Origin of the sequence: Streptomyces phaeolivaceus (assembly GCF_009184865.1) — a bacterium.
Lineage (GTDB): Bacteria > Actinomycetota > Actinomycetes > Streptomycetales > Streptomycetaceae > Streptomyces > Streptomyces phaeolivaceus.
On sequence record NZ_CP045096.1, the window covers coordinates 6,363,466 to 6,388,709 of the forward strand.

26 protein-coding genes are annotated in these 25,244 nt (G+C 70.7%); 14 read left to right on the forward strand and 12 right to left on the reverse strand.

Annotated features, from left to right (window positions below; all coding sequences use genetic code 11):
• Positions 1–21: 21 nt before the first annotated feature.
• The 3 genes from F9278_RS29495 to F9278_RS29505 all read right to left on the reverse strand — a co-directional run bounded on the left by F9278_RS29495 (position 22) and on the right by F9278_RS29505 (position 2,045).
• A complete protein-coding gene (locus F9278_RS29495; protein ID WP_152171024.1) occupies positions 22–825 on the reverse strand; it encodes a DUF4253 domain-containing protein in 804 nt (267 codons plus the stop codon).
• Between the two features lie 123 nt (positions 826–948).
• Positions 949–1,218, reverse strand: coding sequence for a DUF397 domain-containing protein (locus tag F9278_RS29500; protein WP_152171025.1), 270 nt, complete (start codon positions 1,216–1,218; stop codon positions 949–951).
• Complete coding sequence (locus F9278_RS29505; RefSeq protein WP_152171026.1) at positions 1,215–2,045, reverse strand: helix-turn-helix domain-containing protein; 831 nt, start codon at positions 2,043–2,045, stop codon at positions 1,215–1,217. Before F9278_RS29505 ends, F9278_RS29500 begins: the two co-directional genes overlap by 4 nt.
• 112 nt (positions 2,046–2,157) lie before the next feature.
• Between F9278_RS29505 and F9278_RS29510 the strand changes: the two genes are divergently transcribed.
• The 4 genes from F9278_RS29510 to F9278_RS29520 all read left to right on the forward strand — a co-directional run bounded on the left by F9278_RS29510 (position 2,158) and on the right by F9278_RS29520 (position 4,242).
• Entirely contained in the window at positions 2,158–2,589 is a 432-nt protein-coding gene (locus F9278_RS29510) for an ATP-binding protein (RefSeq protein ID WP_152171027.1), read from the forward strand.
• Positions 2,590–2,666: 77 nt separating this feature from the next.
• Entirely contained in the window at positions 2,667–3,011 is a 345-nt protein-coding gene (locus F9278_RS47495; RefSeq protein WP_226967015.1) for a P-loop NTPase family protein, read from the forward strand.
• Positions 2,981–3,613 (forward strand): hypothetical protein, encoded by a 633-nt coding sequence (locus tag F9278_RS29515; protein ID WP_226967016.1) that lies wholly within the window; start codon positions 2,981–2,983, stop codon positions 3,611–3,613. Before F9278_RS47495 ends, F9278_RS29515 begins: the two co-directional genes overlap by 31 nt.
• Before the next feature lie 164 nt (positions 3,614–3,777).
• Positions 3,778–4,242, forward strand: a complete 465-nt coding sequence (locus tag F9278_RS29520; protein WP_193241694.1) for a hypothetical protein — start codon at positions 3,778–3,780, stop codon at positions 4,240–4,242.
• Positions 4,243–4,274: 32 nt separating this feature from the next.
• Here F9278_RS29520 and argS read toward each other — a convergent pair whose 3' ends face one another.
• Positions 4,275–6,038, reverse strand: a complete 1,764-nt coding sequence (gene argS / locus F9278_RS29525) for an arginine--tRNA ligase (protein WP_152171029.1) — start codon at positions 6,036–6,038, stop codon at positions 4,275–4,277.
• Positions 6,039–6,398: 360 nt separating this feature from the next.
• On the opposite strand from argS, the gene lysS reads away from it, so the two are divergent.
• Entirely contained in the window at positions 6,399–8,156 is a 1,758-nt protein-coding gene (gene lysS / locus F9278_RS29535) for a lysine--tRNA ligase (protein ID WP_152171031.1), read from the forward strand.
• A 75-nt stretch (positions 8,157–8,231) separates the two neighbouring features.
• Here the strand turns inward: lysS and F9278_RS29540 are convergent, their stop codons facing one another.
• The 3 genes from F9278_RS29540 to F9278_RS29550 all read right to left on the reverse strand — a co-directional run bounded on the left by F9278_RS29540 (position 8,232) and on the right by F9278_RS29550 (position 11,914).
• Positions 8,232–9,725, reverse strand: coding sequence for a DUF2637 domain-containing protein (locus tag F9278_RS29540; protein WP_152171032.1), 1,494 nt, complete (start codon positions 9,723–9,725; stop codon positions 8,232–8,234).
• 160 nt (positions 9,726–9,885) lie between these two features.
• Complete coding sequence (locus tag F9278_RS29545; protein WP_193241695.1) at positions 9,886–10,881, reverse strand: hypothetical protein; 996 nt, start codon at positions 10,879–10,881, stop codon at positions 9,886–9,888.
• 139 nt (positions 10,882–11,020) lie between these two features.
• Positions 11,021–11,914, reverse strand: coding sequence for a DUF3558 domain-containing protein (locus F9278_RS29550; RefSeq protein ID WP_152171033.1), 894 nt, complete (start codon positions 11,912–11,914; stop codon positions 11,021–11,023).
• 213 nt (positions 11,915–12,127) lie between these two features.
• Here F9278_RS29550 and F9278_RS29555 point away from each other — a divergent pair, with 213 nt between their 5' ends.
• Entirely contained in the window at positions 12,128–13,321 is a 1,194-nt protein-coding gene (locus F9278_RS29555; protein WP_152171034.1) for an RtcB family protein, read from the forward strand.
• A 67-nt stretch (positions 13,322–13,388) separates the two neighbouring features.
• Here F9278_RS29555 and F9278_RS29560 read toward each other — a convergent pair whose 3' ends face one another.
• The gene (locus F9278_RS29560) at positions 13,389–13,826 is read right to left on the reverse strand and encodes an ester cyclase (protein ID WP_152171035.1); all 438 of its coding nucleotides are present in this window, start codon (positions 13,824–13,826) and stop codon (positions 13,389–13,391) included.
• Positions 13,827–14,015: 189 nt separating this feature from the next.
• On the opposite strand from F9278_RS29560, the gene F9278_RS29565 reads away from it, so the two are divergent.
• Both F9278_RS29565 and F9278_RS46400 read left to right on the forward strand, forming a co-directional pair.
• Positions 14,016–14,792 carry an SDR family NAD(P)-dependent oxidoreductase gene (locus F9278_RS29565; protein WP_152171036.1) on the forward strand — a complete coding sequence of 259 codons (777 nt, stop codon included), beginning with the start codon at positions 14,016–14,018 and terminating at the stop codon, positions 14,790–14,792.
• Positions 14,789–14,944 carry a hypothetical protein gene (locus F9278_RS46400; protein ID WP_193241696.1) on the forward strand — a complete coding sequence of 52 codons (156 nt, stop codon included), beginning with the start codon at positions 14,789–14,791 and terminating at the stop codon, positions 14,942–14,944. Before F9278_RS29565 ends, F9278_RS46400 begins: the two co-directional genes overlap by 4 nt.
• On the opposite strand, the gene F9278_RS29570 is transcribed toward F9278_RS46400, so the two are convergent.
• A complete protein-coding gene (locus tag F9278_RS29570; RefSeq protein ID WP_152171037.1) occupies positions 14,928–15,788 on the reverse strand; it encodes a helix-turn-helix transcriptional regulator in 861 nt (286 codons plus the stop codon). The two genes, F9278_RS46400 and F9278_RS29570, sit on opposite strands and share 17 nt — an antisense overlap.
• A 168-nt stretch (positions 15,789–15,956) precedes the next feature.
• Here F9278_RS29570 and F9278_RS29575 point away from each other — a divergent pair, with 168 nt between their 5' ends.
• The gene (locus F9278_RS29575) at positions 15,957–17,129 is read left to right on the forward strand and encodes an LLM class flavin-dependent oxidoreductase (protein ID WP_193242046.1); all 1,173 of its coding nucleotides are present in this window, start codon (positions 15,957–15,959) and stop codon (positions 17,127–17,129) included.
• Positions 17,126–17,707 carry a CE1759 family FMN reductase gene (locus F9278_RS29580; protein ID WP_152171039.1) on the forward strand — a complete coding sequence of 194 codons (582 nt, stop codon included), beginning with the start codon at positions 17,126–17,128 and terminating at the stop codon, positions 17,705–17,707. Before F9278_RS29575 ends, F9278_RS29580 begins: the two co-directional genes overlap by 4 nt.
• A 29-nt stretch (positions 17,708–17,736) precedes the next feature.
• On the opposite strand, the gene F9278_RS29585 is transcribed toward F9278_RS29580, so the two are convergent.
• A complete protein-coding gene (locus F9278_RS29585) occupies positions 17,737–19,017 on the reverse strand; it encodes a glycosyltransferase family 4 protein (RefSeq protein WP_152171040.1) in 1,281 nt (426 codons plus the stop codon).
• Between the two features lie 316 nt (positions 19,018–19,333).
• On the opposite strand from F9278_RS29585, the gene F9278_RS29590 reads away from it, so the two are divergent.
• Together F9278_RS29590 and F9278_RS29595 are read left to right on the forward strand one after the other, a co-directional pair.
• Entirely contained in the window at positions 19,334–20,083 is a 750-nt protein-coding gene (locus tag F9278_RS29590) for a response regulator transcription factor (RefSeq protein ID WP_152171041.1), read from the forward strand.
• 11 nt (positions 20,084–20,094) lie between these two features.
• The gene (locus F9278_RS29595) at positions 20,095–21,666 is read left to right on the forward strand and encodes a sensor histidine kinase (RefSeq protein ID WP_193241697.1); all 1,572 of its coding nucleotides are present in this window, start codon (positions 20,095–20,097) and stop codon (positions 21,664–21,666) included.
• A 42-nt stretch (positions 21,667–21,708) separates the two neighbouring features.
• Here the strand turns inward: F9278_RS29595 and F9278_RS29600 are convergent, their stop codons facing one another.
• Together F9278_RS29600 and F9278_RS29605 are read right to left on the reverse strand one after the other, a co-directional pair.
• The gene (locus F9278_RS29600) at positions 21,709–22,227 is read right to left on the reverse strand and encodes a hypothetical protein (RefSeq protein WP_152171042.1); all 519 of its coding nucleotides are present in this window, start codon (positions 22,225–22,227) and stop codon (positions 21,709–21,711) included.
• 139 nt (positions 22,228–22,366) lie between these two features.
• Positions 22,367–23,191, reverse strand: coding sequence for a transglutaminase domain-containing protein (locus tag F9278_RS29605; RefSeq protein WP_152171043.1), 825 nt, complete (start codon positions 23,189–23,191; stop codon positions 22,367–22,369).
• A 439-nt stretch (positions 23,192–23,630) separates the two neighbouring features.
• Between F9278_RS29605 and F9278_RS29610 the strand changes: the two genes are divergently transcribed.
• Together F9278_RS29610 and F9278_RS29615 are read left to right on the forward strand one after the other, a co-directional pair.
• Positions 23,631–24,137: an ATP-binding protein gene (locus tag F9278_RS29610; protein WP_152171044.1), complete on the forward strand. Its 507-nt coding sequence runs from the start codon at positions 23,631–23,633 to the stop codon at positions 24,135–24,137.
• Positions 24,138–24,225: 88 nt separating this feature from the next.
• Positions 24,226–25,209: a phosphotransferase gene (locus F9278_RS29615; protein WP_152171045.1), complete on the forward strand. Its 984-nt coding sequence runs from the start codon at positions 24,226–24,228 to the stop codon at positions 25,207–25,209.
• The last annotated feature ends 35 nt before the right edge of the window (positions 25,210–25,244 follow it).

The following is a 25,244-nucleotide window of genomic DNA, read 5'->3' on the forward strand; positions in this document are numbered from 1 at the left end:
CCTACAGCTCCTGGCCGGGTCTCAGTCCCACCAGAAGGACCAGATGGGTGCGTTGAGGAGGGCGCGGGCGTAGGAGGGCAGGGTGCCGTCGGCCGTGCCCTGCCGGATGTTGTCGGGGCAGAAGGCGAAGTGTTCGTCGGCCACGGCCTCTGCCTCGGCCTCGGTGGTGGGCGGGGCGGCGACCGAGAGGACGAGCTGGTCGAAGGTCAGGGCGACGACGCGTATGCCGAAGCGGTCCTCCCAGGAGCGCAGGACCGCGCAGAGCCTCGCCACGTCGTTCTCGTGGTTGGCCGGGCCGGTCCAGCCGATCGCCGCCGGGATGTCCGCGCTGCGGCGGGCGGGGACCAGGGCGAGGCGGGGGTCCTTGAGCCGGGAGGGGTCCTTCACCAGGGCGTCGGCGGTGTCGGCGGCGAGGGTGTCGGGATCAGGGGCCTGGGCTCGGGCGGGGGCTTCGGTGAGGCCGGGCCAGTCGTCGTCCTCGGTGGTGGCGTACGCGTCCCAGGACTCGGCGAGGACCTCTTCGGCGTCGTGGTCACCGGGGTAGGACATCTCGCCGGGCGCCAGCTCCCAGCCCTCCGGGCCGCCCTGGCCGCCGCCGACGTCCAGCAGCACCGGGAGGAGACCGGCCGTACGGCGGGCGGGCTCTACGGCCGCCCAGGCGCCGGGTGCGGCCGGTTCGTCCGCGTACCACAGCAGTGGTTCGTGCCACGGCCCCTCGTCGGTCGTGTCGATCAGCCTCCCCTGCGGAAGCGGGAGTTCAAGCCCGAGCGCGCGCCCGCTCGGGTCGGCCGCGAGTCGGGGCAGCGGGTTGGGAAGTGTCGCCATGGGGGTGACTGTAGGGGGCGGCACTGACAGTGGGGGTGGGTGGTTTGGTGCCTACGGGCTCGGGGGTGCGGGGTCGTGGGCGGGTGCGGGTGCGTGGGGCTTCTCGCGCGGTTCTTCGCGCCCCTAAAAGATCAGGCCCTGCGGGCCTCCGCGCTCCGTCGCGTGCGTGGTGAAGGCCGACCAGGCGGTGGGGGAGAGCTGGAGGGTGGGGCCGTCTTCCGGGTTCTTGGAGTCGCGGACGTGGATGGTGTGGGGGTGGAGGGCGACTTCCAGGCAGGCGCCGCCCTCGTCACCGCTGTAGCTCGACTTGAACCACTGGAGGGCGACTTCAAGGCACTGGCCGCCCTCGCTACCGCTGTAGCTCGACTTGAACCACTTAAGCGTGGTGCTCATTTCTCTCCTAGCAGACGGTCGAGCAACCCCTTGGACTCCTGCGGAGAAAGGGCCTGAGACCGCAGCATCGCATACTTGCGCGCGAGGATGGACACCTCTTCCGGGTCGGAGACCCACTGCCTGCCGCGCTGGCTCTCGGTGTAGGCGAGGTGCAAGTGATCGGGGGTTTCCAGGAGGGTGAACGGGCCGTCCAGACCGGCGTGCGCGGCGGTGTTCATCGGCAGGAACTGGAGTGCCAGGCCCGGAAGTTCGGCGCACTCGTGCAGGCGCCGGAGCTGCTCTCGCCGTACCTTCGGCCCTCCGATGCCCAGATGGAGCACCGACTCCCACACGATGAAGCTCATCGTCGGCGGGGTCTTGCGCTGGAGGATCTCCTGACGCTCGACGCGTGCCGCCGTCTTTGTCTCGATCTCGTCCTCGTCGAACGCCGGAACGCGCTCCCGGAGCACCGCACGCGCGTATTCCTCGGTCTGGAGCAGACCCGGCAGGACCGCGTTGTCGTACCAGGACAAGGCGATCGCCTCACGCTCGTGCACCATGTACTGCTCCGCGAACAGCGGGAACTGGTCGATCTCCGGCATGTTCCGCACGCCCGTGAGCAACATCCCCTTCGTGTCGAGGAGTTGGTCCAAGGTCTCCGCCAGGTCCGGCAGCAGTGGTCGCCTCCCTTGTTCGATCGACGCGATCGTCTCCTCGTCCGCCAGGACCGCCTCGGCGAGCGCACGCTGCGTGTACCCCGCCGCCTTACGGGCCGCCTGCAGTTGCGCGCCGACCATGCGCATGGTGGAGAGGTTCCGCTTTCGGGGCTGCTGCTTACTGGAGTTCATGCCGGTCTAACTCCCCGTGCCTGTCCGTACCGACCCCGTATGAACCCGTACAAAAAATCCGTACGGGTTCACGCACTGATCCACGATAGTGACGCTCAGCAACTCTCGTCCCGTGAACGAGACAACCCGACTCCCGCACCTTCGCGAGAGGTTCTTCCGGCGTGAGCGCCGTTCCGTCCCGGCCGCCAGGCGGTTCGCGTACGAGACCCTGGCCGGCTGGGGGCTCGCCGAAGCCGAGCGCAGCGGTGACCTGTTGCTGTGCGTGAGCGAGCTGGCGACCAACGCGTTGGCGCACGGGGTGCCGCCGGGGCGGCAGTTCCTGCTGTGTCTGCGGTACGGCGGGGACGCGCTGCGGGTGGCCGTGCACGACAGCGGCGGCGGAACCCCACGGATCGCGGACAGGGCGGGCGAGGGGCTGGGCGCGGGCGGGCGTGGGCTGGTTCTCGTCGCCGCGCTCAGCGACAAGTGGGGCGTGGGGGAGCGGGAACTCGGGAAAGTGGTGTGGTGCGAGTTCGTCCGAGGTGAGTTCGCCCGAGGCGGCTGAGCCGGACCGGGGTCTCCCGCTACGGTGTCGACAGAGTGATCGGCGACATCGATGAGGGACGGGGATGGGGGACGGGGATGGCCGACGGGCCGGTGCTGGCGCGGCTCCACTTCGGGCGTGAGGACGCCGAACGGGACGTGACGGAAGGGTTGTTGCTGCGCGGTGGGTTCCTGCCGAACGCCGCGTACCGGGGCGCGCTCAGTGGCCGCAAGATGCTGATCATCGGGCGCAAGGGGTCCGGGAAGAGCGCCATCTGCATGCAGTTGACGGCGGACGGCGCGGCCCTCGCCGGGAGGGTCCTGGTCACCCCGGACGAGGCGGCGGGGGAGGAGATCCGGCGGTTCGAACTGCAGGGGCTGCCCGGGGACTCGGCCAAGGCGTTGATCTGGCGGTGGAGTACCTGGTCGCGCACCCCTTCCTGAAGAACCTGTTCCCGCTCTTCCAGAACACCGGGTACGTCGTCACGCGCGCCGCGCTCTCGGGGGCCGACGACCTTCCGGTCCAGCCGCACGAGACGGAGTTCCACCTCCACGCGTGTTTCCGGGCGGCGCTCGGCGCGACCAGCGCCATCGACCTGCGGCGCTATGAGCCGCAACTCGCCGACGCTCGGATCGCGTCCGGCAACTACAGCCCCGCCGCATCGGGGAGCACCGCCCGCAACCGCGACGACCGGCTGCTCCAGCAGCTCGTGAGCTCCTGCCACTCCATCCTCGCGCAGGTCGGGCGGGTGGTGACGCTGACACCGGATGTCCGGGACGAGATCACCCTGCAGATCAACCGCGTCCTCGACGACATCAACCGTATCCCTCCGGGTGCCGCCTCGACGGTGGGCGTCGACGTGGACGACTATCTCCTCACCGCCGGCCACTACTTCCTCTCGCTCGCCGCCCAGCTCCTCGACGGCGGGCTGGACGACAGCACGGGCGCGGGCGATGTCGTACGCCGCATCGAGGACGAGGCGCGGCGGCTACGGCGCCAGGCGGGTGGGTCGCACGGAAGCTCGGGCGACTCGTCGGGCGGGTGAAGGCGCCGTACTCGTAACTCGTAAGGGAGCCAACGGAGTTCTGGGCCAGACCGTCGTGCGGCGGTGCGGATCCGCCGACGGGGGAGGGGGCCGGTGCAGGGCGTACTGCTCGCCGGACGGTTTCGGATCGGCGACCGGCTGGGCGCCGGTGGTGTGGGACGGGTGTGGTCCGCAGCGAGGCCACCGAGAAGGCCCGCACGATCGCGGCCGAGGAGAGTGCGATCCGGCTGGCCAAGGCGGCCAAGACCGTCGAGGACATACTCAAGAAGGCGGAGGAGGACTCCTGGAAGATCACGGACGCCGCCGCCTTCGAGGCCGAGCGGATCCGCCGCGACGCACAGATCGACACCAAGGAGTACCGCGCGGAGACGGTCGAGCTGCAGGAGGAGGCCCACCGGCTGCGTGCCGAGGCCGTTCGGTTGCGCGCCGACGCGGTGGCCGAGGGCGAGGATATTCGCGGGACGGCTCGTGAGGATGCCAGCCGCCACTCCCAGGAGATGCTCAGCGTTGCGGTGAAGATTCTGCGCAACGTCAAGGCAGAGGCTGCTGAGGCGCGTCAGAGCAGTACAGAGGCCGAGCCGCGTCGGGCGGAGGGCGGCGAGCAGAGCAGGGCGCCTGAGCCGACGTAGGGCACAGGGCCTTACGCCGGCTCAGGTCCGGGTCAGAGCCGCTCGGGCGTCCTGATCCCCAGCAGCGCCATTCCCTGGTGCAGCGTGCGGGCCGTGATGTCACACAGGAACAGGCGGTTCTCCACCTGCTCCGGTGTCTCGGCCTTCAGGACCGGGCACTTGTCGTAGAAGGTCGTGTAGAGCGACGCCAATTGGTACAGGTACGCCGCCAGCTTGTGGGGGGCGTAGTCGGAGGCGGCCTCGGCCACCGTCTCAGCGAACGCGTCCGCGTGCAGGCCCAACGCCCTTTCCGCGTCGGCCAGTTCCAGCTCGGGGTGCGCGGACGGGCGTACCTCTCCCGCCTTGCGGAGGATGGACTGGATACGGGCGTAGGCGTACTGGAGGTACACGCTCGTGTCGCCGTTCAGCGAGACCATCTGGTCCAGGTCGAACTTGTAGTCCCGGATCGCCGACGTCGACAGGTCCGCGTACTTCACCGCGCCGATACCCACCTGGGTGCCCCGCTCGGCGATCTCCTCCTCGGAGAGGTCCTGGGCCTTCTCGCGGACCACCGCCGAGGCACGGTCGATCGCCTCGTCCAGCAGGTCCACCAGCTTGACCGTCTCGCCCTCACGGGTCTTGAACGGCTTGCCGTCCTTGCCGAGGACCGTGCCGAAGGCGAGCTGGAACGCCTTGACGTCCTCGTCGTTCAGCCAGCCGGCCCGGCGCGCGGTCTCGAAGACCATCTTGAAGTGCAGGGACTGACGGGCGTCGACGACGTAGAGGAGGGAGTTCGCCTTGAGGTTGTGGACGCGGTCCCGGATGGCGGAGAGGTCGGTGGCCGCGTAGCCGTAGCCGCCGTCGGACTTCCTGACGATCAGGGGGACCGGGTTGCCCTCGGGGCCCTTGATGTCGTCGAAGAAGACACAGAGGGCGCCCTCCGAGCGGACGGCCACGCCCTTGTCCTCCAGGATGCGGCAGGTCTCGTCCAGCATGTCGTTGTAGCCCGACTCGCCGACGATGTCCGGGTCCCGGATCTCCATGTCCAGCTTCTCGAAGACCGAGAAGAAGTAGATCTTCGACTCGTCGACGAACTTCTGCCAGGTGGCGAGGGTCCGCGGGTCGCCGGCCTGGAGGTCGACCACCCGGCGGCGGGCCCGCGTCTTGAACTCCTCGTCCGAGTCGAACAGCTTCCGCGCGGCCTTGTAGAGACGGTCGAGGTTCGACATCGCCTCCTCGCCGCTGACCTCGGCGTCCTTGTGGTCCAGCTCGTGCGGGTGCTCGTCCAGATACTGGATGAGCATGCCGAACTGGGTGCCCCAGTCGCCGATGTGGTGCCTGCGGACCACGTTCTCGCCGGTGAACTCCAGGATCCGCACGACCGCGTCACCGATCACGGCGGAGCGGAGGTGGCCGACGTGCATCTCCTTCGCCACGTTCGGCTGGGCGTAGTCGATGACCGTGGTGCCGGGGTGCTCCGCGAGGGGGACGCCGAGACGGTCCGCCGCGTCCGTGTACCGGGCCGCGAGGTTCTCGGTGATCGCCGCGTCGGTGAGCGTGATGTTCAGGAAGCCGGGGCCGGAGACCTCGATCTCCTTGATCAGCTCGCCGGACTCCACCCGGGCGACGACCTGGGTGGCCAGCTCCCTCGGGTTCGCCTTCGCCTTCTTCGCGAGGGCGAGGATCCCGTTCGCCTGGTAGTCCGCACGGTCGCTGCGTCGCAGCAGCGGGTCCGCGTCCGCGGTCGGCAGGGTGGCCGAGAGGGCGGTCGCGAGGCGCTGGTGGACGGAGGCGGTGAGGGACGTGACCGAAGCCATCAGGGGGTGCCGTTCTCCTTGGGGTACGGGTGGATGCCGTCAGTATCCCACGGGGGGTAAAGGGGTTTTTCGGGGGCGCGTCAGGGGGTGGGGGCTGGGCGCGTCGGCGGGTGCGGGTGCGGGTGCGGGTGCGGGTGAGGGTGAGGGCGCGGGTGCGTGGGGCTTCTCGCGCGGTTCCCCGCGCCCCCAAAAGATCAGGCCCCGCGCGAGAAGCCCCACCGGAGCCGCACTCGCCCGACGCACCCGCACCCCCGAGTCATTGGGCGCCCGGTTCGACCCACGGAGTGAAAGGCTGGGAGAATGGGGCCGTCGCCCGGGACCGTAACCGGCGGCCATGGAAACTCCAGGAAAAAAGAGGACGTGCCGATCGTGGCTCAGAGCACCGAGACCACCGACTGGGTCTCCCGTTTCGCGGATGAGGTCATCGAGGAGTCGGAGCGTCGGGCCCCGGGCAAACCGGTCGTCGTCGCGTCCGGCCTCTCCCCGTCCGGCCCGATCCACCTCGGCAACCTCCGCGAGGTCATGACCCCGCACCTCGTCGCCGACGAGATCCGCCGCCGCGGACACCAGGTCCGCCACCTCATCTCCTGGGACGACTACGACCGCTACCGCAAGGTCCCGAACGGCGTGGACGGCGTCGACGGTTCCTGGGCGGAGCACATCGGCAAGCCGCTGACCTCCGTCCCCGCCCCCGAGGGCTCCGCCCACCCCAACTGGGCCGAGCACTTCAAGGCGGCGATGGTCGACGCGCTCGCCGAGATGGGCGTCGAGTTCGACGGGATCAGCCAGACCGCGCAGTACACCTCCGGCGTGTACCGCGAGCAGATCCTGCACGCGATGAGGCACCGCGGGGACATCGACGCGATCCTCGACCAGTACCGCACCAAGAAGGCCCCGGCCAAGCAGGAGCAGAAGCAGCAGAAGCAGCAGAAGCCGCTGGACGATGCCGAGATCGAGGCCGCCGAGGGTTCTGGCGCCGCCGGTGAGGACGACGGCAGCTCCGGCGTCGCCGGGTACTTCCCGTACAAGCCCTACTGCGGGGGCTGCGGCAAGGACCTCACCACCGTCACCGCCTACGACGACGACACCACCGAGCTGACCTACACCTGCACCGCCTGCGGCTTCTCCGAGACCGTCGCGCTGAACGAGTTCAACCGCGGCAAGCTCGTCTGGAAGGTCGACTGGCCGATGCGGTGGGCGTACGAGGGTGTGGTGTTCGAGCCGAGCGGGGTCGACCACTCGTCCCCGGGGTCCTCGTTCCAGGTCGGCGGGCAGATCGTCGGGATCTTCGGCGGGAGGCAGCCGATCGGGCCGATGTACGCCTTCGTCGGCATCAGCGGCATGGCCAAGATGTCGTCCTCCAAGGGCGGGGTGCCGACGCCCGGCGACGCGCTGAAGATCATGGAGCCGCAGCTGCTGCGCTGGCTCTACGCCCGCCGCCGGCCCAACCAGTCCTTCAAGATCGCCTTCGACCAGGAGATCCAGCGGCTCTACGACGAGTGGGACAAGCTCGACGCCAAGGTGGCGGACGGTTCCGCCCTGCCCGCCGATGTCGCCGCGCACGCCCGCGCGGTGCGGACGGCCGCCGGTGAGCTGCCGCGCACGCCCCGCCCGATGCCGTACCGGACCCTCGCGTCCGTCGCCGACATCACCGCGGGCGCCGAGGACCAGACCCTGCGCATCCTCAGCGAACTCGACCCCACCGACCCGCTGTCCGGCCTCGACGAGGTACGGCCGCGGCTCGACAAGGCCGAGGCGTGGATCAACACGCACGTCCCCGCCGACCAGCGGACCATCGTGCGCGTGGAGGCCGACGCCGAGCTGCTGAAGTCCCTCGACGAGGCGTCCCAGCAGTCGCTGCGGCTGCTGCTCGACGGCCTCGCCGAGCACTGGTCGCTCGACGGGCTCACGCATCTCGTCTACGGCGTGCCCAAGGTGCGGGCCGGGTTCTCGGCGGACGCCACGCCCAAGGAGCTGCCGGCGGAGATCAAGACCGCCCAGCGCACGTTCTTCGCCCTGCTGTACCACCTGCTCGTGGGGCGCGACACCGGTCCGCGGCTGCCCACGCTGCTGCTCGCGGTGGGGCAGGAGCGGGTGCGGGGCCTGCTCGGGGAGTAGCCCGACAGCGCGTGACGACGAGGAGGGGGCGCCCGGCGAACACCGGGCGCCCCCTCCTCGTCGTCTGTGCGCGGGTCAGGCGATGTGGTCGTCCTCCAGCTCCGCCGCGTGGCGGTTCTGGAAGCGCAGCACCATGCGCTTGGCCTCGGCGTCGAGGACGCTGACGCCGTAGGTGGCCTCGATGTTGTCGCTGAACTCGCGGGGGGTCGGATATCCGCTGCCAGGGCTTATCGACTGCTTGAAGACCTGGTAGTACGACTCCTCGTCCGGGGCGGCGGGTTCGGGGGTGCCGCCGCCCTCGCCCAGTTCGCGGGTGCGACCGGGGCCGGCCGGGATGGGGAAGCTGCCGGTCTCCTCCGAAGAGGGCTCCTGGGCCTGGAGGCTCTGGGCCTGGAGGCTCTGGGCCTGGAGGTTCTGGGCCTGGAGGTTCTGGGCCTGGACGTTCTGGGCCTGGAGTTCCGGCGCCTCGAACTGCTGTTGCTGGTAGCGGGGGTCCCGGGGGTCCGGCTCGAACTGGGGGTACTGCTGGTATTGCTGGTACCGCTGGTCCGCCTGGTACTGCTCCGGGTCCTGGTCCTCGTACCACTCCTCGTACTGTTCCTCGGGGTCGTACGAGGGGTCGTAGCCGCCCTGGTAGGGGACCTCCTGCGGGCGGCGGGCGTGCAGCCAGGGGCTCTCGTCCGGGTTGGGGGCGTCGGCCTCCGGGGTCTGCTCCCCGTACTCGGCGGTCTCCGGCTGCTGGTGGGTGGGGGTGCTCTCCAGTTGGGCGCGCTGCTCGCTGGGAGGTGCCGCTGCGCCCACCCTCTCCCACTCTCGGCTTCGCTCGGCCGGGGGGACCCCCATCGCCCCAGCGGCACGACTGCCCGCGGCTACCTCGACCTGAGTCACCGGTGGCAGCAGGGCCGGTTCTATGCCCGCCGCCGCCAGGCCCGCCGGGGCCGTTTCCGCGAGGGGGACTCCGTAGCGGGCGAGGCGGAGGGGCATCAGGGATTCGACGGGGGCCTTGCGGCGCCAGGCGCGGCCGAAGCGGGAGCGGAGGCGGGCCTGGTAGACGAGACGTTCCTGCTCCAGCTTGATGACCTGCTCGTAGGAGCGCAGCTCCCAGAGCTTCATCCGGCGCCAGAGGAGGAACGTGGGCACGGGGGAGAGGACCCAGCGGGTGAGGCGGACGCCCTCCATGTGCTTGTCGGCGGTGATGTCGGCGATCCGGCCGACCGCGTGCCGGGCCGCCTCGACCGAGACGACGAACAGGATCGGGATCACCGAGTGCATGCCGACGCCCAGCGGGTCCGGCCAGGCCGCCGCGCCGTTGAACGCGATCGTCGCCGCCGTCAGCAGCCACGCCGTCTGGCGGAGCAGCGGGAAGGGGATGCGGATCCAGGTCAGCAGCAGGTCCAGGGCGAGCAGGACGCAGATGCCGGCGTCGATGCCGATCGGGAAGACATAGCTGAAGTTCCCGAAGCCCTTCTGGAGGGCCAGCTCCCGTACCGCCGCGTACGAACCCGCGAAGCCGATCCCGGCGATGATGACGGCGCCGAACACGACCACGCCGATGAGAACGCGGTGCATGCGAGTCAGCTGGATTGGCGCGGACACCCGTACTCCCCTCCCCTTGCGTGTTGTTGCGCGCAACAGAGTGGCACATGTGTACGGCAAACGGGTTGCCGGATGGCGCGGAGCCCGACCCTCGCGGGGACCGGGCTCCGGCGAAACTCCAGGTGAAACGGAGCTACGACTTGCTCTTCCGGGTGCCGGAGGCGGACGAACCCGAGTCCGAATCGGAATCCGAGTCGCCGCCCGAGTCGGAACTCACGTCCGCGCCCGAACCACCGGAGGACGAGGCCTTCGTCCCCTCCTCCGACGGCGTCTTCGAGGCGCCCTTCGACGCGCCCTTCGAGGCACTCTTCGACGGGGAGGCCGACGCGTCCGTGCCGTCGTTCGCGTCCTCGATCGACTCCACGGCCTCCTTGGCGGCGGACTTCGCCGACTTCAGCAGCGCCGCCGTGTCCGGAGTCTTCTCGCCGGCCAGACCGGCCCCGTTGTAGTCGACCGAGACGACCACGTTCTCCGTGCGCACCACGATCGTCTGCTGCTTGAAGGTGTCGCCGTCCTTCTTCAGGTCGTACGTGATCACGGTGGCCCGGTCGCCCGTGCCCGTCAGCGGCTCCGTCTTGACGCTCTTCGCGCCGTCCACGGCCTTCGCCGCGGTCACCTTCGACTCGTACGCCTTGGCCGCGCGGTCCTCACCGGGGCCGTTCGCCGCGTTCGAGGCCAGCAGGTGCAGGGACACGCTCAGCCAGCGGTACTGGGAGCCGTCCACCCCGTTGTTGTCGAGGCTGATCCAGCGGCAGTCGCCGGTCACGTTCTTCTCGGCGGTGTTGATCGCCTTCCCGGACTTCACGCCCTCCGGGACCACCGACTTCAGCGTCTTGCCGGAGAACACCTCGCACGCGTCCGGCAGCGCGGCGTACTTCGCCGCGACCACCTCCGGCGTGGCGGTCTCCGACGCGGACTGGTTCAGCCCCGCCGGGGTCTCGTCACCGGAGGCGCCGTCCGAGCCGGAGTCCGACGAACAGCCGACCGCCAGCAGCATCGCCGGCACGACCGCCGCGCCCACGAGGACCCGGGAGCGGCCCGGACGCCCGCGACGTCCGACGCGCGCCACCCGTGGCGAACGCTCGCTGCGCGGGGACTGGTGCTGGTCTGACTCTGCGGCTCGTCGCATGGTTCCTTCGCAATCGGACACAATCGGGCAAACAGACAATCGGATCGGGGTTCCGAGAGGCCACCGTACGCGGTGATGAAGAAGTGCGGCCCTGATTCAGGTGGTTCGCGCGGACGCCCCAACCACCCCCGAACGGACCTCAGTCGTCGAACGCCTCGGCCAGTCGTCCCGCCAGATTCCTGGCCCTGTCCTGCGTTTCCTCGCTGTCGGGCACCGCCGTCGTGGTCGCCGGCTGCTCCTCGTACTCGACGGTCACGATCACGTTGGACGTGCGGAACACCACAGTCACGGTCCGCTGTGTGCTCGTGCCGAGCGCGTCGTCGAGGAAGGCCTCGTCCCCGAGACCGTCGAGGACGCGGGGGAGGAGGGAGGCGGGGGTGCCGGACGGGCTCGGGGAGGCGGAGTCGGAGGAATCGGAAGACCCCGAGGAGCCGGAGGGTGCGGAGGAGTCGGATGAACCGGATGGGGAGTCCTCGGTGCTCGTCGACGGTTCGGCGGTGGCCCCGCCCGTCGTCTCCGTCCCGCCGGGCTCGTCCGTCTCCTCGTCCGTCCCTTCGCTCTCCTCCTCGGAGGCGGTCGGGGTCGGCTCCGGGAGGTCGGCCGCCTCGACCTTGCCGCCGTACACCTCCTGCGCCTTGCTGTCGTCGCTGACGGCGTTGTCGTACGAGACGATCCGCTCGAAGTCGACGAAGAGATAGTGGGTGGCGTCTGTGGACTCCACCTTCCAGCGGCAGCCGGCCTTGCGGTCCGTGTCGTACGTCTGGGTGGCCTCGCCCTCGTACGCCTGCTCGCGCTGGGCCGCGTCGGGGAGCTGCTTGATGCCGGGGAGCAGGGTGTCGAGGGTGCTCCGGTCGACCGAGCCGCAGGGTTCGGGGAGGGTGTCGTAGCGGCCGGGCTGGGCGGCGGTGGCCGAGGCGGTGGCCTCCCCCGGACGGGGGTCGTCGGTGGAGCCGTCGTCGCTCGATCCCGTGCACGCGGCCAGCAGTGCCGCGAGGAGCACGGCGACGCCGGGTACGTACGCCTTCCGCTGCACGGTGGGGCTCCTCTCGACGGGGTCCCTCGGGACGCCTGCGGTGTTCTGTCCTGTGGCCTGTGGTTATTCATTTGCCGCCCGGGGGTGACCCCCGGGCACCATGTGTATCGCACGCACCGCCGTGGACGCCGGTCCGGCATCCCTTTTCATGGACCTTGGCACCGGTTTTGCGTTCTGAGACTTTTATGTGTTTTTCAGGGGGATGAGAGAGATATGTCGTACGTCGAGATGCCGGGCGCGAAGGTACCCATCCGGATGTGGACCGACCCCGCGTCGGTCGAGGAGGGGGCGCTGCGGCAGCTCCGCAACGTCGCCACCCTCCCCTGGATCGAGGGCCTCGCCGTGATGCCGGACGTGCATTACGGGAAGGGGGCGACGGTCGGGTCCGTCATCGCCATGCGGGGGGCCGTGTGTCCGGCGGCGGTGGGGGTCGACATCGGCTGCGGAATGTCCGCGGTGAAGACGTCCCTGACGGCCAACGACCTGCCCGGGGACCTCTCCCGGCTGCGGTCGAGGATCGAGCAGGCGATTCCGGTGGGACGGGGGATGCACGGCGACCCCATCGACCCGGGACAACTGCACGGCTTCGCGGTCGGGGGGTGGGACGGGTTCTGGGGGCGGTTCGACGGGGTCGCGGATTCGGTCAAGTTCCGTCACGACCGGGCGGAGAAGCAGATGGGAACGCTCGGCGGAGGAAATCATTTTATTGAGATCTGCACGGATTCGACCGGTTCTGTCTGGCTGATGCTGCATTCCGGCTCCCGGAACATCGGCAAGGAGCTGGCGGAGCATCACATCGGCATCGCCCAGAAGCTCCCGCACAACCAGGACCTGATCGACCGTGATCTCGCCGTCTTCGTCTCGGACACCCCGCAGATGGCGGCGTACCGCAACGATCTGTTCTGGGCGCAGGAGTACGCGAAGTACAACCGCTCGATCATGATGGCGCTCCTCAAGGACGTCGTCCGCAAGGAGTTCAAGAAGGCGAAGCCGGCCTTCGAGCCCGAGATCAGCGCTCACCACAACTATGTGGCCGAGGAGCGCTACGACGGCATGGACCTCCTGGTGACCCGTAAGGGCGCGATCCGCGCGGGCTCCGGCGAGTACGGGATCATCCCGGGCTCCATGGGCACCGGTTCGTACATCGTGAAGGGGCTCGGCAACGAGAAAGCCTTCAACTCGGCGTCCCACGGCGCCGGTCGGCGGATGAGCCGGACGGCGGCGAAGCGGCACTTCTCGACGAAGGACCTGGAGGAGCAGACACGGGGCGTGGAGTGCCGCAAGGACTCCGGTGTCGTGGACGAGATCCCGGGCGCCTACAAGCCGATCGAGCAGGTCATCGACCAGCAGCGGGACCTGGTCGAGGTGGTGGCGAAGCTGAAGCAGGTCGTGTGCGTGAAGGGCTGACGCCGACCGCGCACGACTGCTTCGGCGGCGGCGTCGGCAGGGGCGGAGCGGCTGTCGGCTAGCGCGTCTAGCGCGTCAACTCCTCCGGCAGCAGGCCGAGTTGGTTCAGGAACTCCAGTTGGTCGAAGTAGATCCGGTAGCTGGTGATCCGGCCGTCCCGGACCGTGGCGAGGTCCACGCCGCGCATCCTGATGTCCTTGCCGGTGGCGGGGAGCGACGTGCCGTCGGGGAACGCCAGCGGGCCCGTGTTCCGGCCGCTGAAGACGCCCTCGTCGATGGCCGTGTCGCCGACCTCGAACGAGGCGAGTGATTCATAGGTCGCGTCGGGCACGGCGTCCGTCATCTGGCGCCAGTACTCGGCGATGTCGTCCCGGCCGTGCAGCTCGCCGCCGTCGGGGGTGTGGGCGACCGCGTCCTCCGCGAAGAGGTTCGCGACGGTCTTGGGGTCCTGGTGTGTGGTGAGAGCCTCGGTGAGCTGGTCCATCAGCTCGCGCGCCTGTCCCATGATCCACCTCCTGTGCAGGGGATCACCCATCCCATTGTCCCACCGCCCGCCTATCCTGGCCGGGCGGAACGTGTTCGATTCCGTTGTGCTTGAACCGTCGTGTTTGATCTGTGCAGTGCTCGATCCGTAGTGCTCGATCCGTAGTGCTTGATCCGTAGTGCTTGATACGTACCGTCTCAGGAGCAGCTCATGGCCACCGCCGTACCGTCCGCCGCCTCCCGCATCGCCGTCGTCACCGGTGCGAGCGGCGGGATCGGCGCCGCCACGGCCCGGCAGCTCGCCGCGGCGGGGTACCGCGTCGTCCTCACCGCGCGCCGCAAGGACCGGATCGAGGCGCTGGCCGAGGAGATCAACGGCGCCGGCGGGCAGGCCACGGCGTACACCCTGGACATCACGGACCGCGCGGCCGTCGACGAGTTCGCGACCGCGTTCAAGAAGATCGGTGTGCTGGTCAACAACGCGGGCGGCGCGCTCGGCGCCGACCCGGTGGCCACCGGTGATCCGGCCGACTGGCGCACCATGTACGAGACGAACGTCATCGGCACCCTCCACATCACCCAGGCCCTGCTGCCCGCGCTGACCGCCAGCGGTGACGGCACCGTCGTCGTGGTGTCGTCGACGGCCGGGCTCGGGACGTACGAGGGCGGCGCCGGTTATGTCGCCGCCAAGCACGGCGCGCACGTCCTCGCCGAGACGCTGCGGCTGGAGATCGTGGGCACCCCCGTCCGGGTCATCGAGGTCGCGCCCGGCATGGTGAAGACGGACGAGTTCGCGCTGACCCGCTTCGGCGGCGACGCGGCGAAGGCGGCGAGCGTCTACGAGGGCGTCGCCGAGCCCCTGACCGCGGACGACGTCGCCGACACGATCACCTGGGCGGTCACCCGGCCCAGCCACGTCAACGTCGACCTGCTCGTCCTGCGCCCCCGCGCCCAGGCCTCCAACACGAAGGTCCACCGGGAGCTGTGACGACCTCCGGGAGCGAGGCGACCGCCGAGCAGCGCCGGCTCGCCGAGGAGAAGCGGAACGAGCGGTATGTGTGGTGGTACCTCGCCTACTTCCTCTTCGGCATCCACATCGTGGCCTTCGTGATGATCTACGCGGTCACGCACGCGGAGTAGCGGCGGTGAGCGCCGCCACGGCCTCCGCGTACGCCGTCGGCGGCACCCCGACCGTCGCCGTGAAGTCGCGGACGAGGTGGGCCTGGTCCGCGTAGCCGAGGTCGGCGGCGAGGGCGGCCCAGTCGACGGCCCGGTCGGTCTCGGCGCGTTCCAGGGCCTCGTGGATGCGGTAGCGCAGGATGACCCACTTCGGGCCGACGCCCACGTACGCGGAGAACAGGCGCTGCAGGAGCCGTACGGACAGGCCCTCGGCGCGGGCGAAGTCGGTGACGCGGCGGATGGCGCGGTCGGCGCGGATGCGGTCGACGAGGGCCATGGCGAGGTCGGCCTGCGGGTCGGGGCGTGGGGCGAGCCCGGTCAGGAACGCGTCGAGCGCGGTGACGCGGGCGTCCTCGTCGTCCGGGTCGAGGATCGCGGCCGGGTCCGGGGCGGGGCCCACCGTCGGGTCCGGGAACGCCTCCGCGAACGCCTCGGGGCCGCGTACCCGCCGGCCGGTCCAGTGGGTCGCGGGGTGGGCCGGGGTGAAGGGGCGGAAGCCGCCGGGGCGGAACTGGACGCCGCAGACCCGGCCCCTGCCCTCCAGTCTCTGGGTGAAGAGGCCGAGGCCGATGCCGGAGATCTCGACGAAGGGCTCCCGGCCCTCGAAGCGCTGGAAGACGATGTTCACCGAGGGGTGCGGGACGACCTGGGTGACGTACGGCTCGGGCAGGTCCCAGTCGATCAGCCAGTAGTGCTCCAGATACGGGCGCAGCGGCCCGGCGGGTGCGCGGCGGCGGAAGCGGACCCGGGCGAAGAGCTCCGAGGCGTCGACGATGCCCCGGGTGTCACGGCGTGGAGCGGACATGAGGCGATCGTAAGGACGACCACTGACAACGACCACTGACAACGACCACTGACAACGACCACTGACGACGGCCCGTCCGCGACACCGGAGGAACGAGGAATAGGGGGAGCGGGGCCCTCGTTCACAGGTATAGTTGAATCGTAAACAACCTGGAGGGTGGCAGCGATGATGCAGTTCGGGATCTTCAGCGTCGGTGATGTGACGCCGGACCCCACCACGGGCCGGACGCCGACCGAGCGCGAGCGCATCAAGGCGATGGTCGCGATCGCGCTGAAGGCGGAGGAGGTCGGGCTCGACGTCTTCGCCACCGGTGAGCACCACAACCCGCCGTTCGTGCCGTCGTCGCCGACCACGATGCTCGGCTATGTCGCCGCGCGGACCGAGAAGCTCATCCTCTCGACCTCCACCACCCTCATCACCACGAACGACCCGGTGAAGATCGCCGAGGACTTCGCGATGCTCCAGCACCTGGCCGACGGGAGGGTGGACCTGATGATGGGGCGCGGCAACACCGGGCCCGTCTACCCGTGGTTCGGGCAGGACATCCGGCAGGGCATCAACCTCGCCGTCGAGAACTACGCCCTGCTGCACCGCCTGTGGCGCGAGGACGTCGTGAACTGGGAGGGCAAGTTCCGCTCGCCGCTCCAGGGCTTCACCTCCACGCCCCGCCCGCTGGACGACGTACCGCCGTTCGTCTGGCACGGCTCCATCCGCTCGCCCGAGATCGCCGAGCAGGCCGCGTACTACGGCGACGGCTTCTTCCACAACAACATCTTCTGGCCGGCCGACCACACCAAGCGGATGGTCGAGCTGTACCGGCAGCGGTACGCGCACTACGGGCACGGCACGCCCGAGCAGGCGATCGTCGGGCTCGGCGGGCAGGTGTTCATGCGGAAGAACTCGCAGGACGCGGTACGGGAGTTCCGGCCGTACTTCGATGTCGCGCCGGTCTACGGCAACGGGCCCTCCCTGGAGGACTTCACCGACCAGACCCCGCTGACCGTCGGGTCGCCGCAGCAGGTGATCGAGAAGACGCTGGCGTTCCGTGAGTACGCCGGTGACTACCAGCGGCAGTTGTTCCTCGTGGACCACGCGGGACTGCCCCTGAAGACCGTGCTGGAGCAGCTCGACATGCTCGGCGAGGAGGTCGTGCCGGTGCTGCGGGAGGAGTTCGCGAAGGGGCGGCCGGCTGATGTGCCGGACGCGCCGACCCACGGGTCCCTGCTGGCCGCCGCGGAGAAGGACGCGGAGAAGGACGCGAAGAAGGACGCGGAGAAGGACGCGAAGAAGGGCGCGGAGAAGGACGTGGAGAAGGGCGCGAAGAAGGAGAGTGTGTCGTGAAGCTCGTCGTCGTGTCGGCGGGGCTGAGTGTGCCGTCGTCCACGCGGTTGCTGGGGGATCGGCTCGCCGCCGCCGTGGTCGGGCGGGACGCGTCGGTCGAGGTGCGGGTCGTCGAACTGCGGGACCTCGCGGTCGAGATCGCGCACCACCTCACCAACGGGTTCCCCGGCCGGAAGCTCGCCGCCGCGCTGGACGCGGTGGCGGGGGCCGACGGGCTGGTCGTGGTGACGCCGGTGTTCTCCGCCTCGTACAGCGGGCTGTTCAAGTCCTTCTTCGATGTGCTCGACCGGGACGCGCTGGGCGGGAAGCCGGTGCTGATCGCCGCGACCGGGGGGTCGGCCCGGCACTCGCTGGTGCTGGAGCACGCGATGCGGCCGTTGTTCGCCCATCTGCGGGCCGTCGTGGTGCCGACGGGTGTCTACGCCGCGTCCGAGGACTGGGGTGCGGAGGGGCTCGCGGGGCGGATCGAGCGGGCGGCGGGGGAGTTGGCCGGGCTGATGGGGGTGGCTCCGCCGGTTGAGCGGGAGGGGTTTGTTGTTGTTCCCTTCGCTGAGCAGTTGGCGGCGTTGAAGGGGTGAGGGGCGCCGCCGTAGGGGTGCGGATGTCGTCAGGCTGCCGGCTGGTTGTGGTTGCTCGCGCAGTTCCCCGCGCCCCTTGCCGGAGTTGCTGTGGCCCTCTTCCATGAACGCACCCTTCGCCGCAGCCAGGTCCTCGCCCGTGTCGATCCCCGTTCCCAGGTGCGCTGGAGCCTGGTCTCTTGCAGGTCGGCGAAGAGGTGTTCGTAGCGGGCGATGATCGGGGCCGGGTCGTAGCGGCGGGCGCTCTCCAGGGCGGCGCGGCCCATCGCGCGGCGCAGGGCGGGGTCGGCGGTGAGGTCGAGGACGGCCTCGGCGAGGGCGTCGGGGTCGTCGACCGGGACGAGGCGGCCGTCGGTGCCGTCGGTGATGATCTCGGCGGGGCCGAGCGGGCAGTCGGTGCTGACCACCGGGACACCGCAGCGCATGGCCTCGACGAGGGTCATGCCGAAGGACTCGGCCTCCGAGGCGCTGACGACGATCGAGGCCCGCGCGAACTCCTCCTCGATCGGGGTGTGCGGGCCCATCAGATGGGCCCGGTCGGTGAGGCGCAGCTCCTGGATCAGGGTCTCCAGGCGGTCGTGCTGCTTGCCGCCGCCGTAGATCCGCAGCTGCCACTCCGGTTCCTTCGCGGCGACCTTCGCGAACGCCTCCAGGAGGAGGTCGAAGCGTTTGCCCCGGGAGAGCCGGCCGGCGGCGGCGATGACGGGGGCCGTGCCGTCCGACGGGGCGACCCCGGCCGGCGGGACGATGTTGGGCACCGACATCACCCGTACGCCCGGCAGTTTCATCCGTGCGCGGTACACCGCCGCGTCCGCCGCCGTGGTCGTGACGAGCGCGTCCAGGGTGCGGTAGTGGCGGGCGAGGACCTTGCGGAGCTGTTTGGAGTGGGCGTCGTGCCGCAGATGCTCCTGGGCGATGCGCAGGGCGCGGCGGGGGGCGAAGCGGGAGACGTAGACGTTGATGCCGGGGCGGGTGCCGATGACGACGTCCGCGTCGCAGCGGGCCAGATAGGCGCGGACCCTCAGGTCGGTGAGGCGGCTGTACTGGCGGTGCCGTCGGTCCTCGGCCGGGAAGTCCGTGGCCGGGCTCAGCTGGGCCGGATCGCGCAGGTCGGGGCTGTAGGGGCGGATGTCGACGAGGGGGACGAGCGTGACCCTGGGGTCGACCGTGAAGCGGGGTTCGTCCAGGTGGCGGGCCATCGACGCGATCTCCACGTCGTGGTGGTCCGCGAGCGCCGCCGCCAGGTTCAGCGTCGTACGCACGGTGCCGCCGATGGCGTACGCGTTGTGGAGCAGGAACACGATCTTCATGCGGCGGCTCAAGGCCCTGCCTTTCCGACGGCGTGAGCGATGCGGTTGCGGTCGCGGTTGTCTGATTGCGGTCGCGGTTGTCTGGCGGTGACTTGCTTGTCCGATGGTGTACATGGTGGTGGTGGTTTGGATGGTTGCGACCCTTTGTACTCCATCTGCTCGCTCTGCCCGGGTTCCCGTGCGGGCGGGTGTCACACGGACACGCTGCTCCGGAGGGGTAAGCCCGACGCGCGGGCGGGGTGAGAGGCCGGTAAGAAGGGCCGCCCGGTGCTTCTGACGAGGTGGTGGGCGCCGGTGACCTTGGCAGACTGGTGGGGTGCCCCAGAACGTGCTGCTCGCCGAGGACGACCGTGCCATCCGCCATGCCCTGGAACGCGCGCTGACGCTGGAGGGGTACGAGGTCACGGCGGTCGCCGACGGCGTCGAGGCGCTCGCCCAGGCCCATCGCCACCGGCCCGACGTGCTCGTACTCGATGTGATGATGCCCGGCATAGACGGCCTCCAGGTCTGCCGGGTGCTGCGCGCGGAGGGTGACCGGACGCCGATCCTGATGCTCACCGCGCTCGTGGAGACCGCCGACCGGATCGCCGGTCTCGACGCGGGCGCGGACGACTACGTCGTCAAGCCGTTCGACGTCGAGGAGGTGTTCGCGCGGCTGCGGGCGCTGCTGCGGCGCACGGGCGGCGCGGACGGGTTCGCGACCGCCCCGCCCCGGTCGTCGGCCGCCGCCCCGCCGTCGAACGGCGCCGCGTCCCCGGAGGCCGGTGGGCTGCTGACGGCCGCCGGGCTGCGGATGGACGCACAGGCGCGGCGGGCATGGCGCGGCGCGCGTGAACTGGAGCTGACCCGGACCGAGTTCGACCTGCTCGAACTGCTCGTCCGCAACGCGGGCATCGTCCTCGACCACGCGACGATCTACGACCGCATCTGGGGCTACGACTTCGGGCCGGGCTCCAAGAACCTCGCCGTCTACGTCGGTTATCTGCGCCGCAAGCTCGACGAGCCCGGGGCGCCCGCGCTGATCCACACCGTGCGGGGCGTCGGGTACGCGCTGCGGGAAGACTGAGGCGGCGCGCCGTGCCGCCGGCCCGCCCGGTCCGGGCACTGCCCCGGCTGCTGCCCCGGCTGCTGTCCCGGCTCTCCCGGCTGAAGCCCGTCCCCTCGCTGCGGGCGACCTTCACGGTGTCGTTCGTGGCGGTGGCGTGTGTCGTCACCGTCCTTGTCGGCATCCTCAGCTACAGCGCGGCGGCGCGGCTGGTGCGGGTCGATGAGCAGACCGTGTTCGCCGAGGTCGTGCGTGATCTGCGGGAGTTGGTGGAGCAGGACCCGCTGACCCCGGAGGACTTCGCGACCGGCGACACCGGCGGCCCGCGCGACGACCTGATCCGCTCCGGCCGTACGGACGTCCAGGTGCTCGGCCCCAACGGGGAGATCCTCGACAAGGGCGCCCCCGGTCTGCCCGTACGCGAGGCGGACCGGCGTACGGCCGACGCGGCCCTGGCGGGGGTGACGGTCGAGCACGGTGAGGTCGAGGTCGGCAGCGACCGCTACCGGGTGGTGACCGTGGCGCTCGGCGGCGGGCGGGGCGCGGTGCAGGTCGCGCAGGAGTTCAGCGACACGGAGGATCTGCTGCGCGAACTGCAGCAGCGGACCCTGCTGTTCGTGTCCGGGATCGTGATCTCGGCCGGGCTGTTCGGCTGGTGGCTGGCCCGGCGGCAGACACGGCGGCTGGTGCAGTTGGCGGGGGCGGCGGAGGACGTGGCCCGGACCGGGCACCTCGGCATCCAGGTGCCGGTCGCGGGCCGGGACGAGGTGGGGCGGCTCGGCCGTTCGTTCGACCGCATGCTGGTCCGGCTCGCGCAGTCGGAGGAGGACCAGCGGCGGCTGGTCCAGGACGCGGGCCACGAGCTGCGCACCCCGCTCACCTCCCTCCGTACGAACATCTCCCTGCTCCGGCGCATCGACGAGCTGCCGCCCCGGGTGCGGGCGGAACTCGTCGACGACCTCTCCCAGGAGGCGCTCGAACTGACCGACCTGGTCAATGAGTTGGTGGATCTCGCGGCCGGGCAGTCGAGCACCGAGCCGGTGCGGCGGGTGCAGTTGGCGGACCTCGCGGAGGAGGTCGCGGGGACCGCGCGCCGGCGCACCGGGCGGGAGGTCGTGGTGCGGGTGGCCGGTGACACGACCGTCGAGGGGCGGGCGGGCGCGCTCCAGCGGGCCATCTCCAACCTGGTGGAGAACGCGGCGAAGTTCGACCGCGGCGGGTCGGGGGCGATCGTGGTCGTCGTGGCGCGCGGGTCGGCGGGGGCCCTCGGCGAACTGGGCGCACTCGAAGGGCTGGGCGCGCACGAAGAGTTGGGGGATCCCGGCGACTTCGGCGGGTCCGCCCGGCCGGGCGAACCCGGTGACGACCCCGACGTGGTCCGCGTCGAGGTCCTCGACCGGGGGCCCGGCGTCCCCGACTGCGACCTCGAACGTATCTTCGACCGCTTCTATCGCGCCCCGGACGCCCGCAGCCTGCCCGGCTCCGGGCTCGGTCTGTCGATCGTCCGGGCTGTGGCCGCCGCGCACGGAGGGGCGCCCTTCGCCTTCCGGCGGGAGGGCGGGGGGTTGGTGACCGGGTTCACGGTGCGCGGGGTGGACGGGTAGGCGGGGCTAGGAGATCCATCAGAAGGGCCCTAGGGGCGGTGGTCAGACGTAGGTCCAGCGCCAGGCGTTCGAACTGTAGGCGCACTTGATCTCCGTACCGTCCTCGGTGGTGGTGACGGCCCCGTGGTCGCTGTTCCGGCAGAACTGTCCCGCCGAGTAGCAGTTGCCGGAGTTGGAGACGATCGAGCAGGTGCCGGTGTCCGTGCCTGCGTCTGTGCCGGTGTCGTCCTGGCCGTCGGCGGCGCTGTCGGCCGACTTCGCGGTGGCGGTCTTGGTGACCGTGACGGTGGGGCGCGGCTTCGCCTCGGCCTCGACGGTCTCGGTGACGGTCGGACCGGGCTCGGGCGTGGCCGTCACGGTCGCGGTGACGGTCGTCCGGGGCTTGGCGGTGGTCTGGACGGCCTCCTGCCCGTCGTTCCCGGCCGAACCGATCACCGAGCCGGCTATGAGCAGGCCCGCGCCGCCGATCCATACGAGGACCCGCTTGTGCGGGGGGCGGGTGTCGGGCGGGCGGGGCACGGGTGGTGGCGGTGGCGTCGGGCCGGTGTACGGGTTGGTCATCTCGTCCCCCCTGGGTGTTACGGGTGGAGTGACCGTAGTGCCCGGCGGGGCCCGATGTGGGGGGAGTGTGAGAGGGGTGGCCATTCTGTGACCGTGTGACCGGTCAGGGGCTCCCCAAGGGGGTCGGGCGGTCGGGCGGTCAGGCGGTCGAGCGGGTCGCGCCCGCGCTCCAGCGGCCGAGTACCGGTTCGGTGAGGGTGCGGGCCGTGCGGCAGAGGGTCTGGCCGCGGCGGGCGAAGAGGTCGTCGCGGTCGTCGAAGTGGCCGAGGTCGGCGACGACCTGGGCGGAGAGATCGCAGGCGGCGGCCGAAGCGGTCCCGCAGGAGTCCCAGCGGACGCCGGTACGGGCGATCGCGTCGAAGAGGGTCTCGCCGCCCTTGTTGACGAAGCCGTCACCACCACGACCGGAGGCGGGCGCGGACGCCGACGTGGGGGCGGGTGCGGGCGTGAATGCGGACGTGGACGTGGACGTGGACGCGGGTGTGTCGAAGAGTTCGCCGATCGGGACCCATGCCTCGCTGATCCTGAACTCCGGCCAGGCCAGCAGGACCTGCTCCGGCACGAACGGCTTCAGCCGGGGGAAGCGCGGATACCAGTACGTCCCGTCCACGAGCAGCCCGCGCACCCGCGTCCGTACGCGTACGGCCCGCGCCACCGCCTCCAGTGCCGCCATCCGCTGGCTGCACGAGCCGCGCCCCAGCCGAAGGGTCAGCGACACCCGGCGGCCGTCCTCGACCGAGTACACCGGGCGGACGCTCCGCGCGACGATCCGGTGCGCGGTGCGCAGCGCGTCACGCGGGGTCGCCTCGCTCTGCGCCCGGCGTGCGACCGCCCCGACCCGGGGGTCGTCGTGGTCCAGGATCGCCGTGGCCCGCGTGGACCCGACCACGCAGGACGGCTCACTGGCAGGCGCACCGGCCCGTTTGACCTGCGCGTTGTACGACATGAGCAGCCGACTGGTCATGGCAGTTCCGTCCCCGTACCCGTTCTGATCCGTGTGCGTCCCCGCGCCCCGTGGGAACGCCGCCCGTTCCCCGCGGGCGCCTTCGGCCCATCATCACACGACGGACCGGCCGGGCCGCGGGCCACTCAGGGTGAGGGTCGGGCCGGGGCTGCCGGGCCGCCGGCGACGTGCTTTCGTAGTACTTCCCCCGACCCCATTGCGGCGGCGCGAACACGCCGACTACGGTCATTCCTGCGCTCACGGAGAGTGCACGCTTGATTACTCAAAGGTGTTCGGCCGCCTGCGTCCCACCTTGATCGCCCTCTCTCCCTCTCTCCCTCTCCTCTTCCCCCTTCCTCTCTCTCCTGCGCCCGCGTTTCGCCGTCGATATCCGAGGAGGAGCCACCGACGCGGTAGGGACCCGAGCAATCCCTTCTCGCCGCAACGGAGTTGATCACCGATGACCGAAACCGCCGGTAGCCGCCCCGCCCAAGTCCCCGCCCCCATCCCGGGCGGCACCCCCTGGCTCTCGCCCGCGGCGACGACGTACACGCTCTTCTGTCCGCCCCTGGACAGTTCCCCGCACATCGCCCGTGACTTCGTCACCAGTGTCCTGCGCGCGCTCGGGCTGGACACCCTCGTCGACGCGGCGGCGCTCTGCACGTCCGAACTGGTCACGAACGCCTGTGTGCACGCCAAGGGTGGAGGATCGGTTCTCTGGCTGGCGGTGGAGTCCTGGCGGGTGAGAGTGATCGTTTACGACGGTGACGAGAACCCGCCGGTCATAAGGGAGCTGACCCCGGGCGGCTGGGAGGAGGGCGGCCGAGGCCTCTACCTCGTGGACGCCCTCACCGAGGGCCGCTGGGGCACCGCCGCCGCCCTCCCCGACGGCGGCGGCCCCGTCCACCCCGACGGCAAGGCGGTCTGGTTCGACCTGGCGGCACCGCGCGTGTCCCTGGCCAGGTGAGGCTGGTTCGCAAATCTGTTTGTGTCCGTCGGTGCCCGCGTATTACATGCCGTTACTACTTGCCGTGGGTCGACCGGAGGGTGAACGCATGCGGAGCAGGGCCGGGTTTATCGCGAATGTGTATGGGCTCGACGGTGGGGCGTGGGAGATGGTGCCTGTTGCTCGGGGGGCCTTGGGGCAGGTCTGGAGGCTGTCGGGGGGCGGTGGGGTGTGGGCGGTCAAGGAGTTGTTGTTCGGGTGCGACGAGGGGCAGGTGGGGCGGGAGGCCGGGTTGCGGGACGCGGCGGAGGGGTTGGGGATCTCGGCGCCCCGGTTCTTCGCGGACCGGGACGGGGCGTATGTGTCGCGGCTGCCGGAGTCGATCGGCGGGGGGCATGTGAAGTTGTACGACTGGGTGGAGGGGAGCGAGGCGGATCCCGGCGATCCGGCGCTTCTCGACTGGTGCGGGCGGACGCTCGCGCTGCTGCACCGGGCCGGGGAGGGGACCGCGGAGACACCGGACGACTGGTACGAGCGGTGTCCCGGGGCGGGGGAGTGGGCGGAGCTGTGCGAGCGGGTCCGCCGGGCCGGGGTGCCGTGGGCGGCGGCGTTGGAGCGGTTCGCGGCCGCGGAGGCCGTGGAGTTGGCGGGGTTCGTCACTCCGTCCGGGGGCGGCGGGGACGTGGTGACCTCGCATCTCGACATGCGACCGCAGAACGTGCTCGTGGGACCGGCCGGGCCCGCCCTGCTCGACTGGGACAACGCCGGGCCCGTGTCGGCGGGACGGGAACTCGCCCGAGCCGTCCATGTGTGGGCCGGCGGCAACGACTTCCGCGCCGATTCCGCGCGGCGGTTGGTACGGGGATACGTGGACGCCGGCGGGCCCGGGGTCGTCGAGGGCGTGGAGTCGTTCTCCATGCTCTTCGCGACCGAGCTGAACTACGTGCGGGTGCAGGCCGAGTGCGCGGTCGATCCGGAAGTGACCGCCGCGCAGCGGGAGTTCGCCGGCGGGCAGGTGGTGGGGCTGATGGGGAGGCTGCCGGATCCGGTGGCCGCCTCCCGCTTGGCGGAGGCGCTCGCCTCCGAGTGGTGACGGTCGGGAGTGCCCATGGGGCAGGGGCCCCTGAC

Excerpts from the sequence above, each read along its gene's own strand:
- F9278_RS29495 (WP_152171024.1), bottom strand. The coding sequence starts at position 825 with ATGGCGACACTTCCCAACCCGCTGCCCCGACTCGCGGCCGACCCGAGC.
- F9278_RS29500 (WP_152171025.1), bottom strand. The coding sequence starts at position 1,218 with ATGAGCACCACGCTTAAGTGGTTCAAGTCGAGCTACAGCGGTAGCGAG.
- F9278_RS29505 (WP_152171026.1), bottom strand. The coding sequence starts at position 2,045 with ATGAACTCCAGTAAGCAGCAGCCCCGAAAGCGGAACCTCTCCACCATG.
- F9278_RS47495 (WP_226967015.1), top strand. The coding sequence starts at position 2,667 with ATGGCCGACGGGCCGGTGCTGGCGCGGCTCCACTTCGGGCGTGAGGAC.
- argS (WP_152171029.1), bottom strand. The coding sequence starts at position 6,038 with ATGGCTTCGGTCACGTCCCTCACCGCCTCCGTCCACCAGCGCCTCGCG.
- F9278_RS29540 (WP_152171032.1), bottom strand. The coding sequence starts at position 9,725 with ATGCACCGCGTTCTCATCGGCGTGGTCGTGTTCGGCGCCGTCATCATC.
- F9278_RS29545 (WP_193241695.1), bottom strand. The coding sequence starts at position 10,881 with ATGCGACGAGCCGCAGAGTCAGACCAGCACCAGTCCCCGCGCAGCGAG.
- F9278_RS29555 (WP_152171034.1), top strand. The coding sequence starts at position 12,128 with ATGTCGTACGTCGAGATGCCGGGCGCGAAGGTACCCATCCGGATGTGG.
- F9278_RS29560 (WP_152171035.1), bottom strand. The coding sequence starts at position 13,826 with ATGGGACAGGCGCGCGAGCTGATGGACCAGCTCACCGAGGCTCTCACC.
- F9278_RS29565 (WP_152171036.1), top strand. The coding sequence starts at position 14,016 with ATGGCCACCGCCGTACCGTCCGCCGCCTCCCGCATCGCCGTCGTCACC.
- F9278_RS29570 (WP_152171037.1), bottom strand. The coding sequence starts at position 15,788 with ATGTCCGCTCCACGCCGTGACACCCGGGGCATCGTCGACGCCTCGGAG.
- F9278_RS29575 (WP_193242046.1), top strand. The coding sequence starts at position 15,957 with ATGCAGTTCGGGATCTTCAGCGTCGGTGATGTGACGCCGGACCCCACC.
- F9278_RS29585 (WP_152171040.1), bottom strand. The coding sequence starts at position 19,017 with ATGAAGATCGTGTTCCTGCTCCACAACGCGTACGCCATCGGCGGCACC.
- F9278_RS29600 (WP_152171042.1), bottom strand. The coding sequence starts at position 22,227 with ATGACCAACCCGTACACCGGCCCGACGCCACCGCCACCACCCGTGCCC.
- F9278_RS29605 (WP_152171043.1), bottom strand. The coding sequence starts at position 23,191 with ATGACCAGTCGGCTGCTCATGTCGTACAACGCGCAGGTCAAACGGGCC.
- F9278_RS29610 (WP_152171044.1), top strand. The coding sequence starts at position 23,631 with ATGACCGAAACCGCCGGTAGCCGCCCCGCCCAAGTCCCCGCCCCCATC.
- F9278_RS29615 (WP_152171045.1), top strand. The coding sequence starts at position 24,226 with ATGCGGAGCAGGGCCGGGTTTATCGCGAATGTGTATGGGCTCGACGGT.